The organism is Frateuria sp. Soil773, assembly GCF_001428405.1.
Lineage (GTDB): Bacteria > Pseudomonadota > Gammaproteobacteria > Xanthomonadales > Rhodanobacteraceae > LMSL01.
Genome location: NZ_LMSL01000002.1, coordinates 502364 through 518151 on the forward strand (window position 1 = coordinate 502364; position 15788 = coordinate 518151).

General features: G+C 71.5%; 13 protein-coding genes. 12 read left to right on the forward strand and 1 reads right to left on the reverse strand.

From position 1 onward, the window contains the following. Positions 1-54: 54 nt before the first annotated feature. From ASG87_RS02155 to thrC, 3 genes are all read left to right on the forward strand, one after another. Positions 55-1170 carry a homoserine dehydrogenase gene (locus ASG87_RS02155; protein ID WP_235499551.1) on the forward strand — a complete coding sequence of 372 codons (1116 nt, stop codon included), beginning with the start codon at positions 55-57 and terminating at the stop codon, positions 1168-1170. After that, on the forward strand, positions 1167-2156 hold the full coding sequence (locus tag ASG87_RS02160) for a homoserine kinase (RefSeq protein WP_056000028.1): 990 nt from the start codon (positions 1167-1169) through the stop codon (positions 2154-2156). Before ASG87_RS02155 ends, ASG87_RS02160 begins: the two co-directional genes overlap by 4 nt. A 247-nt stretch (positions 2157-2403) precedes the next feature. After that, a complete protein-coding gene (gene thrC, locus ASG87_RS02165) occupies positions 2404-3729 on the forward strand; it encodes a threonine synthase (RefSeq protein ID WP_056000031.1) in 1326 nt (441 codons plus the stop codon). A 496-nt stretch (positions 3730-4225) separates the two neighbouring features. On the opposite strand, the gene ASG87_RS02170 is transcribed toward thrC, so the two are convergent. Beyond that, complete coding sequence (locus ASG87_RS02170) at positions 4226-4450, reverse strand: hypothetical protein (protein WP_056000034.1); 225 nt, start codon at positions 4448-4450, stop codon at positions 4226-4228. A gap of 192 nt (positions 4451-4642) precedes the next feature. Between ASG87_RS02170 and ASG87_RS02175 the strand changes: the two genes are divergently transcribed. From ASG87_RS02175 to ilvB, 9 genes are all read left to right on the forward strand, one after another. Beyond that, positions 4643-5023 (forward strand): helix-turn-helix domain-containing protein, encoded by a 381-nt coding sequence (locus tag ASG87_RS02175; RefSeq protein WP_056000037.1) that lies wholly within the window; start codon positions 4643-4645, stop codon positions 5021-5023. Between the two features lie 479 nt (positions 5024-5502). Beyond that, positions 5503-7098: a 2-isopropylmalate synthase gene (locus tag ASG87_RS02180; protein ID WP_056000039.1), complete on the forward strand. Its 1596-nt coding sequence runs from the start codon at positions 5503-5505 to the stop codon at positions 7096-7098. 14 nt (positions 7099-7112) lie between these two features. Then, the gene (locus ASG87_RS02185; RefSeq protein ID WP_056000042.1) at positions 7113-8057 is read left to right on the forward strand and encodes a branched-chain amino acid transaminase; all 945 of its coding nucleotides are present in this window, start codon (positions 7113-7115) and stop codon (positions 8055-8057) included. Then, positions 8057-9466 (forward strand): 3-isopropylmalate dehydratase large subunit, encoded by a 1410-nt coding sequence (gene leuC, locus ASG87_RS02190; RefSeq protein ID WP_200948968.1) that lies wholly within the window; start codon positions 8057-8059, stop codon positions 9464-9466. Before ASG87_RS02185 ends, leuC begins: the two co-directional genes overlap by 1 nt. Before the next feature lie 136 nt (positions 9467-9602). Beyond that, positions 9603-10187 (forward strand): 3-isopropylmalate dehydratase small subunit, encoded by a 585-nt coding sequence (gene leuD, locus ASG87_RS02195; protein WP_056000048.1) that lies wholly within the window; start codon positions 9603-9605, stop codon positions 10185-10187. A 197-nt stretch (positions 10188-10384) separates the two neighbouring features. Then, the gene (leuB, locus tag ASG87_RS02200) at positions 10385-11482 is read left to right on the forward strand and encodes a 3-isopropylmalate dehydrogenase (RefSeq protein WP_056000051.1); all 1098 of its coding nucleotides are present in this window, start codon (positions 10385-10387) and stop codon (positions 11480-11482) included. A 373-nt stretch (positions 11483-11855) separates the two neighbouring features. Beyond that, positions 11856-12869, forward strand: coding sequence for a ketol-acid reductoisomerase (gene ilvC / locus ASG87_RS02205; protein WP_056000054.1), 1014 nt, complete (start codon positions 11856-11858; stop codon positions 12867-12869). A 256-nt stretch (positions 12870-13125) separates the two neighbouring features. After that, complete coding sequence (locus tag ASG87_RS02210; RefSeq protein ID WP_056000057.1) at positions 13126-13470, forward strand: hypothetical protein; 345 nt, start codon at positions 13126-13128, stop codon at positions 13468-13470. Between the two features lie 276 nt (positions 13471-13746). After that, on the forward strand, positions 13747-15546 hold the full coding sequence (ilvB, locus tag ASG87_RS02215) for a biosynthetic-type acetolactate synthase large subunit (protein ID WP_082582706.1): 1800 nt from the start codon (positions 13747-13749) through the stop codon (positions 15544-15546). The last annotated feature ends 242 nt before the right edge of the window (positions 15547-15788 follow it).

Here is a 15788-nt window from a genome sequence, read left to right on the forward strand (position 1 = left end):
CACGGGCCTCCTCCGGAGGTCATCGTGAACACCTGTGCGCCATCGCTCCAAGCCATCCACCCGCTGCCGCCGCGCGTCGCGCCCGTTGCGGCCACCCGCCGGCGCACCCTCGCGGTGGGCCTGATCGGGCCGGGCCGGGTCGGCAGCGCCCTGCTCGACCAGTTGCGCCAGGCGCGGCCGCGGCTGCTGCACGACGCCGGGCTGGAACTGCAACTGCGCGGCGTCGCCGCCAGCAAGCGGATGTGGCTGGACTGCGACGACGCCGAGCTCAACGAGCGGCACGACGGCGCGCAGACCTGGCGCCCCAGCGACCTCGACGCCTTCGCCGCGCACGTGCGCGGCACCCACCGCGACGCCCTGCTGATCGACTGCAGCGCCGACGAGGCGGTGGCGGCGCGGTACCCGTGCTGGCTGGCCGCCGGCATCCACGTGGTGACGCCGAACAAGCTGGCCGGCAGCGGCCCGCTGGAACGCTGGCAGGCGATCCGCGCCGCCGGCGCCGGCGGCGCGCGCTTCCGCTACGAGGCCACCGTCTGCGCCGGCCTGCCGGTGGTACAGACCCTGCGCGATCTGCTCGACACCGGCGACGAGCTGCTCGCGGTCGACGGCATGTTCTCCGGCACCCTGGCCTGGCTGTGCAACCGGCACGACGGCCACCAGCCGTTCTCCGCCCTGCTGCGCGAGGCGCACGCGCTGGGCTATACCGAGCCGGACCCGCGCGACGACCTCTCCGGGCGCGACGTCGCGCGCAAGCTGGTGATCCTCGCGCGCGAGGCCGGCTGGCCGCTGTCGCTGGACGAGGTGGCGGTGGAAAGCCTGGTGCCGCCCGCGCTGGCGGCCTTGCCGGCGGACGCGTTCATGCAGCGGCTGGACGAACTCGACGCGCCGATGGCGGCGCGCCTGGCCGAGGCCCGCGCCGGCCACGGCGTGCTGCGCCACGTCGCCAGCCTCGACCGCCACGGCCGCGCCCGCGTGCAACTGACGGTGCTGCCGGCGGGGCATCCGTTCGCGCATACCCGGCTCACCGACAACGTGGTGCAGTTCACCACCCGCCGCTACTGCGATAATCCGTTGCTGGTGCAGGGGCCGGGAGCCGGCCCCGAGGTCACCGCGGCCGGCGTGTTCGCCGACCTGCTGCGCATCGCCGAATCGCTGGAGGTGCGTGCATGAACGCCCACGCGCTGCTGCAGGAATCCATGAAAGCACCCTCCGCCCGCCCCGACCGCGCCGCCGCCTTCGCCCCCGCCTGCGTCGGCAACGTCGGCGTCGGCTTCGACATCCTCGGCCACAGCATGGCTGGCGCCGGCGACCGTGCCGAGGTGCGCCGCATCGACGAGCCGACGGTACGCATCGCGGCGATCCACGGCGGCGTCGAGCTGCCCACCGATCCGCGCGCGAACACCGCCGGCATGGCCCTGCTCTCGCTGCGCAAGGCGCTGGGGCTGCACCACGGCTTCGAGCTGACCCTGCACAAGGGCATCGCGCTGGGTTCGGGCATGGCCGGCTCGGCGGCGTCCTGCGTGGCCGCGCTGGTCGCCGCCAACGCGCTGCTTGAGAAGCCGCTGTCGCGCGAGGCGCTGTACGGCTTCGCGCTCGACGGCGAGGCGGTCGCCAGCGGCAGCCGCCACGGCGACAACCTCGGCCCGATGCTGCTCGGCGGCCTGGTGCTGGCCACCCACGACCGGCTGCTGCGCATCCCGGTGCCGGCCGACTGGCACTGCGCGCTGGTGCATCCGCACTACGTGCTGGAGACGCGCAAGGCGCGCGCCGCGCTGGCCGGGCACTACGCGCTGGGCGAGTTCGTCGCGCAGAGCGCCAACCTGTCGCTGCTGCTCGCCGGCTGCTACCGCGGCGAAGCGGAGCTGGTGCGCGAGGGCCTGAAGGACGTGTTGGTGGAGCCGCGCCGCGCGCCGCTGGTGCCGAACTTCGCGCAGGTGAAGCAGGCCGCGCTCGACCACGGCGCCCTCGGCGCCAGCATCTCCGGCGCCGGTCCCAGCGTGTTCGGCTGGTACGATCGCCAGTCCGATGCGCAAGCCGCCGCGGACGCGATGCGCGCCGCCTTCGCCGACGCCGGCCTGGACAGCGACGCCTTCGTCGCGCCCATCGACGGGCCGGCCGCCACCCTGCTCGAAGCCATCGACGGAGCGGTCGCATGACGGCACTGCATGGCCCCTGCCGTTCCATGCCCCCGCATGCCCGCCCGGCGGAGCGAACCCGGTCGCGGCAGCCTCGGCGCTGCACGCATGCAGCCAGGGCCGAAGCCCGGACGCCTCGCTTCCCGCCGTCTCTTCGCAGGCAAGAGGAGAAACAACGCCATCGTACGCATGGCCCCCAGCCCTATCCTCGGGAGGTGGCTGAGAAGCGATCCGCGCCCACCGTCGAAACGGGCTGCCGGAGGCAGGCATGAACGCGCCCTTGCGCTACGTCAGCACCCGCGGCGCCAGCCCCGCCGCATCGCTCGGCGAAGCGATCGCCGCCGGCCTCGCTCCCGACGGCGGGCTGTACGTGCCCGAAAGCCTGCCCCGGCTCGACCCGGCCGCCTTCGACCCGCACGGCACGCTCGCCGACACCGCCGCGACCCTGCTCGCGCCCTTCTTCGCCGGCGACACCCTCGCCGGCGATCTGCCGGCGATCTGCGCCGAGGCGCTCGACTTCGCCACGCCGCTGCGCCCGCTGGCGTCGCCGCCCGGCGCGCACGTGCTGGAGCTGTTCCACGGCCCCACCGCGGCGTTCAAGGACGTCGGCGCGCGCTTCCTCGCCGCCTGCCTGCGCCGCCTGCCGCGCCGCGACCCGCGGCCGCTGACGATCCTGGTGGCGACCTCCGGCGACACCGGCGCCGCGGTCGCCGCCGCCTTCCATCGCCAGCCGGGCGTCCGCGTGGTGATCCTGTATCCCGACGGCCGGGTCTCGCCGCGCCAGGCGCACCAGCTCGGCTGCTTCGGCGACAACGTGCGCGCGCTGCGCGTGGCCGGCCGCTTCGACGACTGCCAGCGCATGGTCAAGGCCGCGCTCAACGACGCCGCGGTACAGGCCGCGGTGCCGCTGTCCTCGGCCAACAGCATCAGCCTCGGCCGCCTGCTGCCGCAGATGAGCTACTACGCGCACGCCACGCTGCAATGGCGGCGCGTGCACGGCGGGCCGCTGAACCTGATCGTGCCCACCGGCAACCTGGGCAACGCGCTGGCCGCGCTGTGGGTGCGCGAACTCGGCCTGCCGATCGGCGAGGTGCAGCTTGCCTGCAACGCCAACGCCACCCTGCCCGACTATTTCGCCGGCGACGCCTACCGGCCGCGCGAAGCCGTGGCGACGCTGGCCAACGCGATGGACGTGGGCGCACCGAGCAACTTCGAACGGCTGCGCTGGACCTTCCCGGACGAACACGCGCTGCGCCAGAGGCTGCACGCGCACAGCGTCGCCGACGCGGACATCCGGCAGGTCGTCGCCCGCCACGCACGCGAGCATGGCGAACTGCTCTGCCCGCACACGGCCACCGCCATGCACCGGCTCGAACGCTTGTGCGTCGGCGGCGACACGGCCGCCTGGACGGTGGTCGCCACCGCGCATCCGGCCAAGTTCGAAAGCGTGGTGGAGCCGCTGGCCGGCCATCCGGTGCCGGTACCGGCCGCCCTGGCGGCGATGCTGGCGCGCCCCGCATCGGCCGATCCGCTGGCGGCCTCCGACGAGGCCTTGCACGCATGGCTGCTCGCGCGGAGTGCGGCCGCGGCCTGAACATGCTTCGGCCACCCTTCGCGGGTGGCCGGCGTTGGCGGCACACGATCGAGGCCTCCAGGCGCGCCGTGCCGGGAACTGCCCGCATGCATGCCGAAGAAAAGCAACCGGCCCCGAACCTGCACGCCTGGCACGGCACAAGCTGGTATTCGCGGAGCCTGGCCGCGATCTCCGACGCGACGCGCCTGGAATCGCCCCCATCCAGGCTCGCCCACATCGAAGCTGGAATGGAAACTCCGACTCGCAGCCGCAACCGTGCACGCAACACAGGCTAAGCGCCGCCAGAAGCCGGGAAAAACAAGAAGCGGGTTGCCGCTCCGAACCCATCCCAAATCTCCAGCCCCCTCCACAACCCGTCATCCCGGCGAACGCTGGGATCCAGTGCCTGTTGTTGGCGCGCCCAGATACCGGATGACCAACCCTGTGGCCACCGAAAAGCGCCCCTGCCCGCCCGGGAATGCCGAAGAAGACAATCGGATGGATCTCGAACAGGCACTCAGCTTTTCGACGGAGCGGTAACCACCGCCCCGCTTCGCTCCGCCGCCATGCGCTGCTGCGCCAGCATCAGCTTTTCCAGCACGGCGCGATCCACCACCGTGCTCATGTGCTGCTCGCCGAGCGTCAGCCGGCTGTTCCGCGTCTGCGTGATCTGTGCCATCAGCAGGCTGCTGAGCTCGGCCTGGGTCAGGCGCAGGCTCAGCGTGATCAACGGCTCGTCCATGACAGCCTCCCCCGTGGCAGGTTGCGCGCAGCGCGCGCGGTTTTGCCGCCAGTCCGTGGAAACGGTTGCGCCCGCTCGCCGTGGCGAAGCGGCCGAACCGTGGCGGCTCGCCAAAATAGCCACCTACAATTGCCATTGTCAACAAATTGAACTTGGATTTGCGACCTGGCCCGGATGCAAGACTGCGGGCGCATGAGTTCCAAAGCCTCCGCTCCCGGCCATTTCGGGCAGCGCCTTCAGCAAGCGCTCGACCGCACGGCCATCCCTCCGGGTCGCCGGCGCACGACGGCGCTGGCCAACCATTACGCCATCGCCCGCGAAACGGCCCGGCTGTGGCTGGCCGGCCGCGCCATGCCCGAACTGCCGCGGCTGATCGAGATCGCGGACGACTGCAAGGTCAGCCTGGACTGGCTCGCCACGGGACGCGGCCCGATGATCGTGCCGTTCGTCGGCGAGGAAGCCGGGAGCTACGAGATCCTCAGCCCCGAGGAGCAGAAGGTGCTCAAGGCCGTCCGCAAGCTGTCGAGCAAGCGTCGCCAGGGCCTGCTGGCCATGCTCGACACCCGCGACTGAGGGTCCCGGCGGCCCTTTCGATCCAGGGCGAAATCCCTCCAGAACGCCGTATCCGGCCGGGCGAAAACGTCCGCCCGACACTCCTTGCAAACTCCAGACACGACAACGGCTTGGCGCGGGCCGCCAAGCCGTTCGGACGGATAGCCATCCATACCGCCACGATGCGGGTCTGTAAAAATTTTCAAAAGAAACTGTTGACGGCGGGTTTCGACCTCGCGTAAGGTCGATCGCATGTCGCACCGCAGCAGCCACTGCCGCATCGCCGAAACGAACCGTCTCCTGACGGTCGCCGGCCTGCTGCAGCTTCGCGGCAGCCTCCTTCTTGCGCTCGTACTCGTACTCCTCATTACCAACGGAGGTGCGGGCTGAGGCGTATCCAGGCAAAGCAAAACTGACCTGAATAGGACCAAAGAACCCCGCACCCGGTAACGGATGCGGGGTTTTTTATTGCCTCGGCGACGCACCCGCGGAGCCACACAATGAACCCCCAGAACACCGCAGCAAGCCACGACGACGGCGCCCAGGGCGACGCCTCCGACCGCGTACGCATCTTCGACACCACCCTGCGCGACGGCGAGCAGACGCCCGGTTTCTCGATGGACCGCCGCGCCAAGCTGCGCATGGCGCAGATGCTCGAAGCGCTCGGCGTGGACGTGCTCGAGGCCGGTTTCCCGCAGGCCTCGCCGGACGATTTCGCGGCGGTGTCCGAGATCGCCCGCACCCTGCAGGGGCCCACGATCTGCGCGCTGGCGCGCTGCGTGCCGGGCGACATCGACAGCGCCGGCCGCGCGCTGGAACGGGCGCGGCACTCGCGCATCCACCTGTTCCTCTCCACCAGCCCGCTGCACCGCGAGCACAAGCTGGGCATGAGCAAGGCGCAGGTGCTCGACGCCGCGGTGGCGGCGATCGAGCGGGCGCGCGGGCTGTGCCATGAGGTGGAGTTCTCCGCCGAGGATTCGACCCGCACCGAGCCCGACTTCCTCGCCGAAGTGTTTAGCGCGGCGGTGGCCGCCGGCGCCACCACGCTGAACGCGCCGGACACGGTGGGCTACACCACCCCGGCCGAGATGGCCGAGCGCTTCGCCTGGCTGCGCCGCAACGTGAAGGGCGCGGAGCGGGTGGTGTTCTCCTGCCACTGCCACAACGACCTGGGCATGGCGGTCGCCAACAGCCTGGCCGCGGTGGGCGCCGGCGCGCGCCAGGTGGAGTGCACCATCAACGGCATCGGCGAACGCGCCGGCAACGCCGCGCTGGAGGAGATCGTGATGGCGCTGAAGGTGCGCGCGGCGCACTTCGGCGTGGACACGCGCATCGACACGCGCAAGCTGTATCCCGCCTCGCGCCTGCTCAGCCAGCTCACCGGCCAGGCCGTGCAGCGCAACAAGGCGATCGTCGGCGAGAACGCGTTCGCGCACGAGTCCGGCATCCACCAGCACGGCATGCTGAAGCACCGCGACACCTACGAGATCATGCGCCCGCAGGACGTCGGCATCGCCGAGACCAAGCTGGTGCTCGGCAAGCATTCGGGCCGAGCCGCGCTGCGCCAGCGCCTGCAGGCGCTCGGCCACGCTCCCGACGAGGCAGCGATGGACGGCATCTTCGCGCGCTTCAAGACGCTGGCCGACAGGAAGCGCGAAGTGCACGACGAGGACCTGGAGGCGATCGCGCTGGGCCAGGATCCGGACGCGCTCGGCCCGTGGCGCTTGGTGCAGCTGAACACCAGCACGCACCTGGGCGGCAGCGCCTCGGCCTCGGTGAGGCTGCGCCACGACGACGGCCGCGAAGCCGGCGAGGCGGCCATCGGCGACGGCCCGGTGGACGCGGTGCTGCGCGCGATCGAGCGCGCCACCGGCAGCGACCTGCAACTGACCGACTTCCAGGTGCGCGCGGTCAGCGAGGGCGGCGACGCCCAGGGCCAGGCCCGGCTCACCGCCCGCCACGACGCGCGCGACTGGCGCGGCCACGGCGTCAGCACCGACATCGTCGAAGCCACCGCGCAGGCCGCGCTGGCCATCGTCAACCGCATCGCGCGGCAGGTTCCGGCGGCGACGCCGGCGGCCGTCGCCAACCTGTAACCGCGAGGATCCCCATGAACGCTACGCCTTTCCTCTGGCACAACGGCCGTATCAAGCCCTGGGCCGACGCCACCGTCCACGTCAGCACGCACGCCCTGCACTACGGCTCCTCGGTGTTCGAGGGCGAGCGCGTCTACGCCACGCCGCAGGGGCCGGCGTACTTCCGCCTGGCCGACCACACGCGGCGGCTGTTCGAATCGGCCCGCGTCTACGACATCGACATCGGCTACGGCGAGGACGAGATCAACGCGGCCTGCCTGGAGCTGATCCGCGCCAACGGCATGCGCTCGGCCTACGTGCGGCCGATCGTGTTCCGCGGTGCCGGCGGGCTGGGCGTGCTGGCGAAGGAGGACGCGCCGGTCGAGGTGGCGATCATGGCGCTGGACTGGGGCGCCTACCTGGGCGACGCGGTGACGCGCGGCGCGGACGTGTGCGTGTCCTCGTGGCACCGGCCGGCGCCGAACACGCTGCCGAGCTGGGCCAAGGCCGGCGGCAACTACCTCAGCAGCCAGCTTATCGCCGCCGAGGCGCGCCGCGGCGGCTACGACGAGGGCATCGCGCTGGGCCACAACGGCCTGCTCAGCGAAGGCGCCGGCGAGAACCTGTTCCTGGTCAAGCGCGGCAGGCTGCTCACGCCGCCCTCCAGCGCCGGCATCCTCGCCGGCATCACCCGCGACAGCGTGATCGCCCTGGCCGCCGACCTCGGCATCCCGGTGGAGGAACGCGAGCTGCCGCGCGAGGCGCTGTACTCGGCCGACGAAGTGTTCATGACCGGCACCGCCGCCGAGATCACCCCGGTGCGCTCGGTCGACCGCAAGGCGGTCGGCGCGGGCGCGCCCGGCCCGGTCACCAAGGCCTTGCAGCAGGCGTTCTTCGGCCTGTTCGACGGCCGCACCGAGGATCGCCGCGGCTGGCTGAGCCCGGTGCACGCCGGCGCCGATGCACAGGAGGCCGCGTGATGGCCCGGACCCTGTTCGAGAAAGTGTGGGACGCGCACGTCGTCGCCGCCGAGACCGCCGACACTCCGGCGATCCTGTACGTCGACCTGCACCTGGTGCACGAGGTCACCTCGCCGCAGGCGTTCGACGAGCTGCGCGCGCGCGGCCTGCCGCTGCGCCGGCCCGACCTGGTGCTGGCCACGCTGGACCATTCCACCCCGACCTTGCCGGCGCATGCCGACGGCAGCCGCCCCTACGCCAACGCCGAGGCGCAGGCGCAGGTCGCGCAACTGGAAAGCAACTGCCGCGAGTTCGGCGTGGAACTGCACGGCTGGGACAGCGCCGACCGCGGCATCGTGCACGTGATCGGCCCGGAGCTGGGCGCCACCCGGCCGGGCATGACCATCGTCTGCGGCGACAGCCACACCTCCACGCACGGCGCGTTCGGCGCGCTGGCGTTCGGCATCGGCACCACCGAGGTCGGGCACGTGATGGCGACGCAGTGCCTGCTGCAGCGCAAGCCGAAGACCATGGCGATCCACGTGGACGGCGCGCTGCCGCCGGGCGTCGGCGCGAAGGACCTGATCCTGCACATCATCGGCACCATCGGCGTCGATGGCGGCACCGGCTACGTGCTGGAGTACCGCGGCGCGGCGATCGAGGCGCTGTCGATGGACGAGCGCATGACCGTCTGCAACATGTCGATCGAGGCCGGCGCGCGTGCCGGCATGATCGCGCCGGACGAGACCACCTTCGCCTGGCTGAAAGGCCGCCCGCGCGCGCCGCAGGGCGCGGACTGGGACGCGGCGGTGGCGCAGTGGCGCACGCTGCGCAGCGACGACGGCGCCCGCTACGACCGCGAGGTGCGCATCGACGCCGCCGCGGTGAAGCCGACGGTCACCTACGGCACCCATCCGGGCATGGCGATCGCGATGGACACGCCGGTGCCGGCGGCCGCCAACGCGCAGGAACGCCGCGCGCTCGACTACATGCGCAGCGAAGCGGGCAAGCCGATGCAGGGCACGCCGGTGGACGTGGTGTTCGTCGGCAGTTGCACCAACTCGCGGCTGTCGGACCTGCGCGAGGCGGCGCGCGTGCTGCACGGCCGGCGCGTCGCCGACGGCGTGCGCATGCTGGTGGTTCCCGGCTCCGAGGCGGTGCGCCGCGACGCCGAGGCCGAGGGGCTGCACCACGTGTTCGCCGCCGCCGGCGCCGAATGGCGCGTGCCGGGCTGCTCGATGTGCATCGCCATGAACGGCGACCTGGCGCAGCCGGGCCAACTGGTGGTGAGCACCTCCAACCGCAACTTCGAGGGCCGCCAGGGCAAGGGCGCGCGCACCGTGCTCGCCAGCCCGGCCACCGCCGCGGCATCGGCGATCGCCGGGCGCATCGCCGACCCGCGCGAGTACCTGGTGGAGGTGGCGGCGTGAAAAGCAGGAGCGAGGGGAGAGGAGTGAGGAGCGAGAGAGGGCAGAGGCCAAGCCTCGACGATTCTCCGCCCGCTTTTGCCCTTCGCCCTTCTCTCACTCCTCACTCCTCTCCACTCACTTCTCCCCCGAGCCATCCATGAAACCCATCACCCGCCTCCACTCGCGTACCGCCGTGCTGCCGGACGAGAACATCGACACCGACCGCATCATCCCGGCGCGTTTCCTCACCACCACCACCCGTACCGGCCTGGGCCGGCTGTGCTTCCACGACTGGCGCTACCAGGCCGACGGCAGCGACAACCCGGCCTTCCCGCTGAACCGGCCCGAGGCGCGCGGCTGCGCGATCGTGGTCGCCGGGCGCAACTTCGGCTGCGGCTCCTCCCGCGAACATGCGCCGTGGGCGCTGCTGGACTACGGCATCAAGGCGGTGCTGTGCAGCGAGATCGCGGACATCTTCCGCAACAACGCGCTGAAGAACGGCCTGCTGGCGATCGTGATCGACGAGGTCGAGCACCGCTGGCTGCTCAAGCATCCCGGCATCGAGCTGTCCATCGACGTGCGCGAGCAGGCCATCGAACTGCCCGACGGCGGCCGCATCCGCTTCCAGCTCGAACCGTTCGCGCGCCACTGCCTGCTCAACGGCGTCGACCAGCTCGGCTACCTGCTGCAGCACGCCGAGGCGATCACGGCCTACGAGCAGCGGATGGAAGCAGCCGCATGACACGGCACCTCCGATCCCGTCACCCCAGCACCCGCTTCCCCGGAACCCGTCACCCCAGCGAAAACCGGGGTCCAGTGCCTTCGGTCCAGTCCAAGTCTCTGGATAGCAGCTTGAGCGGCCCTTCGGCCGTTGAGAGCCGCCGGGATGACGTAGAGCCGACTCACACCCTCTCCCCCCCCCACCGCGGAAACGAATCCATGAAAGCACGCATCGTCACCCTGCCCGGCGACGGCGTCGGCCCCGAGGTCACCGCGGCGGCGGTTGCCGTGCTGGAAGCCGTCGCCGCGCACTACGGTCACCGTTTCGATTTCGACGAGCAGCCGATCGGCGGTTGCGCGATCGACGCCACCGGCGCGCCGCTGCCGCCGGCCGCGCTGGCCGCCTGCCAGGCCGCCGACGCGGTGCTGCTGGGCGCGGTCGGCGGGCCGAAGTGGTCCGATCCGAACGCCGCCGTGCGTCCCGAGCAGGGCCTGCTTGCGCTGCGCGCCGCGCTGGGCGTGTACGCCAACCTGCGCCCGCTGCAGGTGCATCCCGCGCTGGCCGCGCTGTCGCCGCTGAAGAACGAGAAGCTGGCCGGCGTGGACGTGCTGTTCGTGCGCGAGCTCACCGGCGGCGCCTACTTCGGCGCGAAGACACGCGACGCCGACGCCGCCACCGACGAATGCAGGTACACCGTGGCCGAGGTCGAACGCGTGGCGCGCCGCGCCTTCGAGCTGGCGCGCGGCCGACGCAGGCACGTCACCTCGGTCGACAAGGCCAACGTGCTGGAAACCTCGCGGCTGTGGCGCAGCACGGTGCAGCGCGTCGCCGCCGACTACCCCGACGTGGCGCTGGAACACCAGTTGGTCGATTCGATGGCGATGCTGCTGCTGACCCAGCCCAGCCGCTACGACGTGGTGGTCACCGAGAACCTGTTCGGCGACATCCTCACCGACGAGGCCGCCGCGCTGGCCGGCTCGCTCGGCCTGCTGCCGTCGGCGTCGCTCGGCGAGGGGCGCAACGGCCTGTACGAGCCGATCCACGGTTCGGCGCCGGACATCGCCGGCCAGGACGCCGCCAACCCCACCGGCGCGATCCTTTCCGCCGCGCTGCTGCTGCGCCACTCGCTGGGGCTGGAGGACGAAGCCTGCGCGGTCGAGGCGGCGGTCGAGTACGTGCTGCAACACGGCCCGCGCAGCCGCGACCTCGGCGGCAGCGCCGGCACCGCGCAGGTGCGCGATGCCGTGCTCGCCGCACTGGAGGAGCACGCCGGTGCCCACGCGGCGTTCTTCAGCGGCGTGCGCGCATGCGGTTGACGCGCGCCACCACGGTTTCCGCGGCAGGACGCTGCGCCTTTGCTGCCCCCTGCGTGCTTTCCCGCCGGGCCGCCTGCGTACCTCCCCATGGCGCCACGCGGCCCGCCCCTTTGACCTCCCCGGCACGCAGGGGGCGCTCTCTTCTCCGCCCTGGATACGGACCGGAATCCGCCGTGCACTACGGCCAGGTCGGGAGCGGCGCACGCCGCCCTCCCGCGCTCGCCGCACGGCAGGCGAGCACCGCCCGCGGCGCGTCCGCGAAACGTGTGCGCCCGATCGCTTCCGGCGACGTCACCGCCCATCCGTCCGTTCCATCCGGCACGGCCTTCCTTTCCCGGCACTTCCACCACGCCACTACCGCAGGAGTCACCGCATGAGCAGCAACACCAACGACACGCTGGCCAAGGCACGCATCGCCGTCCTCGGCTACGGCAGCCAGGGCCGCGCCCACGCCCTCAACCTGCGCGATTCCGGCCTCGACGTCGTGGTCGGCCTGCGCAAGAACGGCCCCTCGTGGGAGAAGGCCCGCGCCGAGGGCTTTGCCGTCGCCGAGCCCGGCGAGGCGGTGAAGGGCGCCGACCTGGTCGCCGTGCTCACCCCCGACATGGTGCAGCCGAAGCTCTACCGGGAGCACATCGAACCGAACATCAAGCCCGATGCGGCGCTGCTGTTCGCGCACGGCTTCAACGTGCACTTCAAGCAGGTCGAGCCGCGCAAGGACATCGACGTGATCCTGGTGGCGCCCAAGGGCCCCGGCGCGCTGGTGCGCCGCGAGTACGAGATCGGCCGCGGCGTACCGTGCATCTGGGCGGTGCACCAGGACGTCAGCGGCCACGCCGAGGCCAAGGCCAAGGCGTATGCCGACGGCATCGGCGGCGGCCGCGCGCTGCTGATCAAGACCGACTTCAAGGAAGAGACCGAGACCGACCTGTTCGGCGAGCAGGCCGTGCTGTGCGGCGGCGCCAGCTCGCTGGTGCAGGCCGGCTTCGAGACCCTGGTGGAAGCCGGCTACCAGCCGGAGATCGCCTACTACGAGGTGCTGCACGAGCTGAAGCTGATCGTCGACCTGTTCTACGAGGGCGGCATCGCCCGCATGCTGGAGTTCGTCTCCGAGACCGCGCAGTACGGCGACTACGTGAGCGGCCCGCGGGTGATCGACGCCGGCGTGAAGGAGCGCATGCAGGGCGTGCTGAAGGACATCCAGGACGGCACCTTCGCGAAGAACTGGATCGCCGAGTACGACGCCGGCCTGCCCAACTACAAGCAGTACAAGCAGGCCGACCTCGACCATCCGGTCGAGCAGGTCGGCAAGAAGCTGCGCGCGCGCATGCCGTGGCTGCAATCCGCCGCGCCGAAGGCGGCTGAGCCGCTGAAGAAGGCCGGCTAGGAGAAGGCCGGCCAGCGCGGAGGGCGGAAGCGCCCCAGGCGAGGGCGCGCAGCGCGGGAACGGATGCCTTGCCGGTTGGCCCGGTCCATGGAGTTCCATGGCCTAGGCGGCGGCAGGCAGGCGAACCGCGCGGCGCACTTCGCAGCCAGGGTGGCCTCCGCCCACCACGCCCCGGATCGCCCGTGACGGGCCGCGCGCACGAGACCGTGCGGCCCGTCCGACCAAGCACCATCGAACGAATAGAGAGAGGTCTGCCATGAAACGCTTCCACATCGCCCTGGCCGTTGCCGACCTGGACGCCTCCATCGCCGACTACAGCGCGCGCCTGGGCCAGCCGCCGCACACCGTGGTCGCCGGCACCTATGCGATGTGGCGCACCGACCAGCTCAACTTCTCGATCAACCGCGATCCCGCGCGCGCCGGCCAGTTGCGCCACGTGGGCTTCGAGGACGACGACGCCCGCGGCTTCACCTGCGAGGCCGACGTCAACGGCATCGCGTGGGAGAACTTCTCCACCGTGGCGCAGGACCTGAAGATCATCTCCACCTACGGCGTCCCCGTGCATGCCTCACCCGCCGAGGACGAGCTGATCCGCAACTGAGGGCCAGGCCGGGCATCTCCATCCGCGCCCCAGCCTCCGCTCGTCACCCCAGCTCCTAGCCGCCCGTCGTTCCAGCGAAAGCTGGAACCCAGTGACTTCCAGGCTCCACGCAAAGGCACTGGATTCCTGCTTGCGCAGGAATGACGGCGAGGCGAACCAGATACCCATCGCCATCCACCGGCCAATCGGCACATCCAGGAACCCATCGTGACCACCCAAGCACAGACGGCCACCGCCGCCACCGATTCCGACCGCCACCCGCTCGCCGGGCAGCCGATGACCGGCGCCGAGATCGCGGTGCAGGTACTCGCGGACGAGGGCTGCGGCGTGCTGTTCGGCTACTCCGGCGGCGCGATCCTGCCGGTGTACGACGCGGTGTTCCGCTACAACGCCGACCACCCGCGCACCGACGGCCGCGAGCCGATGCCGCTGGTGGTGCCGGCCAACGAGCAGGGCGCGGGCTTCATGGCCGCGGGCTACGCGCGCGCCTCGGGCAAGGTCGGCGTGGCCATCGTCACCTCCGGCCCCGGCGCCACCAACATGGTCACGCCGGTCCGCGACGCGATGGCCGACTCGATCCCGCTGGTGGCGATCTGCGGCCAGGTGCCGACCTCCGCGCTGGGCAGCGACGCGTTCCAGGAAGCGCCGGTCAGCAACATCATGGGCGCCTGCGCCAAGCACGTATTCCTGGTCACCGAGCCGGAACAACTGGAAGCCACGCTGCGCACCGCATTCGAGATCGCGCGCAGCGGCCGCCCCGGCCCGGTGGTGGTGGACATCCCCAAGAACGTGCAGAACGCCGCGCTGCATTTCGACGGCGCCTGCCGCCTGCCGATCCCCGGCTACCGCGCCCGCCTGCGCGCCGCCGAGAACGCCCGCCTGGACGACGAGGCCTGCGCGCGCTTCTTCGCCGCGCTGGCGCAGTCGAAGCGGCCGCTGGTGTATGCCGGCGGCGGCGTGGTCGCCGGCGGCGCCGCGCCCGCGCTGCGCGCCTTCGCCGACGCCTTCGGCCTGCCTGTCACCACCACCCTGATGGGCCTGGGCGGCTTCGACACCGCGCATCCGCTGGCGCTGCACATGCTGGGCATGCACGGCACCGCCTACGCCAACTACGCGGTGGAGGACTGCGACTTCCTGCTCGCGCTGGGCGCGCGCTTCGACGACCGCGTGGCCGGCGTGCCCGACAAGTTCGCTCCCGGCGCGGCCTTCATCGCGCAGATCGACATCGACCCCGCCGAAGTGGGCAAGGTGAAGCCGGTGGACTGGCACCACGTCGGCCCGCTCGCCGCCGCGCTGGAACGCCTCACCCGCTACGGCCAGGCGCGCGGCCTCCGCCCGGCGCTGGGCGACTGGCACGCCCACGTCGCCGCGCTGAAGCGCGACCACGCGATGGACTACGACCGCGCAAGCAAGCTGATCCAGCCGCAGGCGGTGATCGAGGCGATCAACCGCCGCACGCAGGGCCGCGCCATCGTCAGCACCGGCGTGGGCCAGCACCAGATGTGGGCGGCGCAGTACTTCGACTTCAAGGAACCGCGCCAATGGCTCACCTCCGGCTCCATGGGCACGATGGGCTTCGGCCTGCCCGCGGCGGTCGGCGCGCAGTTCGCGCGGCCCGACGCGCTGGTGATCGACATCGACGGCGACGCCAGCATCCGCATGAACCTGGGCGAGCTGGAGACGGTGACCACCTACGGCCTGCCGCTGAAGGTGGTGGTGCTCAACAACGTCGGCGACGGCATGGTGCGGCAGTGGCAGAAGCTGTACTTCGGCCACCGCTTCGCCGCCTCCGACAAGAGCCTGCACCGCAAGGACTTCATCAAGGCCGCCGAGGCCGATGGCTTCGGCTGGGCGCAGCGGCTGGACGACAAGGCGGCGCTGGAAGCCACCATCGAGGACTTCCTCGCCTTCGACGGGCCGGCGTTCCTGGAGGTGATGGTCGATCCCGACGCCTGCGTCTACCCGATGGTGGGCCCGGGCGTGGCTTACGCGCAGATGATCACGGGCGAGTTCATCGCCTCGCGCGGCGCGGCGCCCGTCGAGGCGAGCGAGGTGCAACCCACGTCGATGTTCTGACATGTCCAAAACGTCATTCCAGCGAATGCTGGAATCCAGTGCCTTCACGCTTCGATCGCCCAAAGTTGCCGGATGACTCGCTTCGCTCGCCCCTTCGGGCGTTCTGCGCGCGTAGCGCTTGTCCGGCCTTCGCCGGGATGACGAGCCTGAAATCGGGCCGCGTGGGAGGAAGCAGGCTGCGGGTGCGATCTGCGGCGGCCTGAAGTCTCTGAGGGACGCCGTAAAGCACCTCGCTCCGCCCG

Excerpts from the sequence above, each read along its gene's own strand:
- ASG87_RS02175 (WP_056000037.1), top strand. The coding sequence starts at position 4,643 with ATGAGTTCCAAAGCCTCCGCTCCCGGCCATTTCGGGCAGCGCCTTCAG.
- ilvC (WP_056000054.1), top strand. The coding sequence starts at position 11,856 with ATGAGCAGCAACACCAACGACACGCTGGCCAAGGCACGCATCGCCGTC.
- ASG87_RS02180 (WP_056000039.1), top strand. The coding sequence starts at position 5,503 with ATGAACCCCCAGAACACCGCAGCAAGCCACGACGACGGCGCCCAGGGC.
- ilvB (WP_082582706.1), top strand. The coding sequence starts at position 13,747 with ATGACCGGCGCCGAGATCGCGGTGCAGGTACTCGCGGACGAGGGCTGC.
- ASG87_RS02160 (WP_056000028.1), top strand. The coding sequence starts at position 1,167 with ATGAACGCCCACGCGCTGCTGCAGGAATCCATGAAAGCACCCTCCGCC.
- leuB (WP_056000051.1), top strand. The coding sequence starts at position 10,385 with ATGAAAGCACGCATCGTCACCCTGCCCGGCGACGGCGTCGGCCCCGAG.
- ASG87_RS02210 (WP_056000057.1), top strand. The coding sequence starts at position 13,126 with ATGAAACGCTTCCACATCGCCCTGGCCGTTGCCGACCTGGACGCCTCC.
- leuD (WP_056000048.1), top strand. The coding sequence starts at position 9,603 with ATGAAACCCATCACCCGCCTCCACTCGCGTACCGCCGTGCTGCCGGAC.
- leuC (WP_200948968.1), top strand. The coding sequence starts at position 8,057 with ATGGCCCGGACCCTGTTCGAGAAAGTGTGGGACGCGCACGTCGTCGCC.
- thrC (WP_056000031.1), top strand. The coding sequence starts at position 2,404 with ATGAACGCGCCCTTGCGCTACGTCAGCACCCGCGGCGCCAGCCCCGCC.
- ASG87_RS02170 (WP_056000034.1), bottom strand. The coding sequence starts at position 4,450 with ATGGACGAGCCGTTGATCACGCTGAGCCTGCGCCTGACCCAGGCCGAG.
- ASG87_RS02185 (WP_056000042.1), top strand. The coding sequence starts at position 7,113 with ATGAACGCTACGCCTTTCCTCTGGCACAACGGCCGTATCAAGCCCTGG.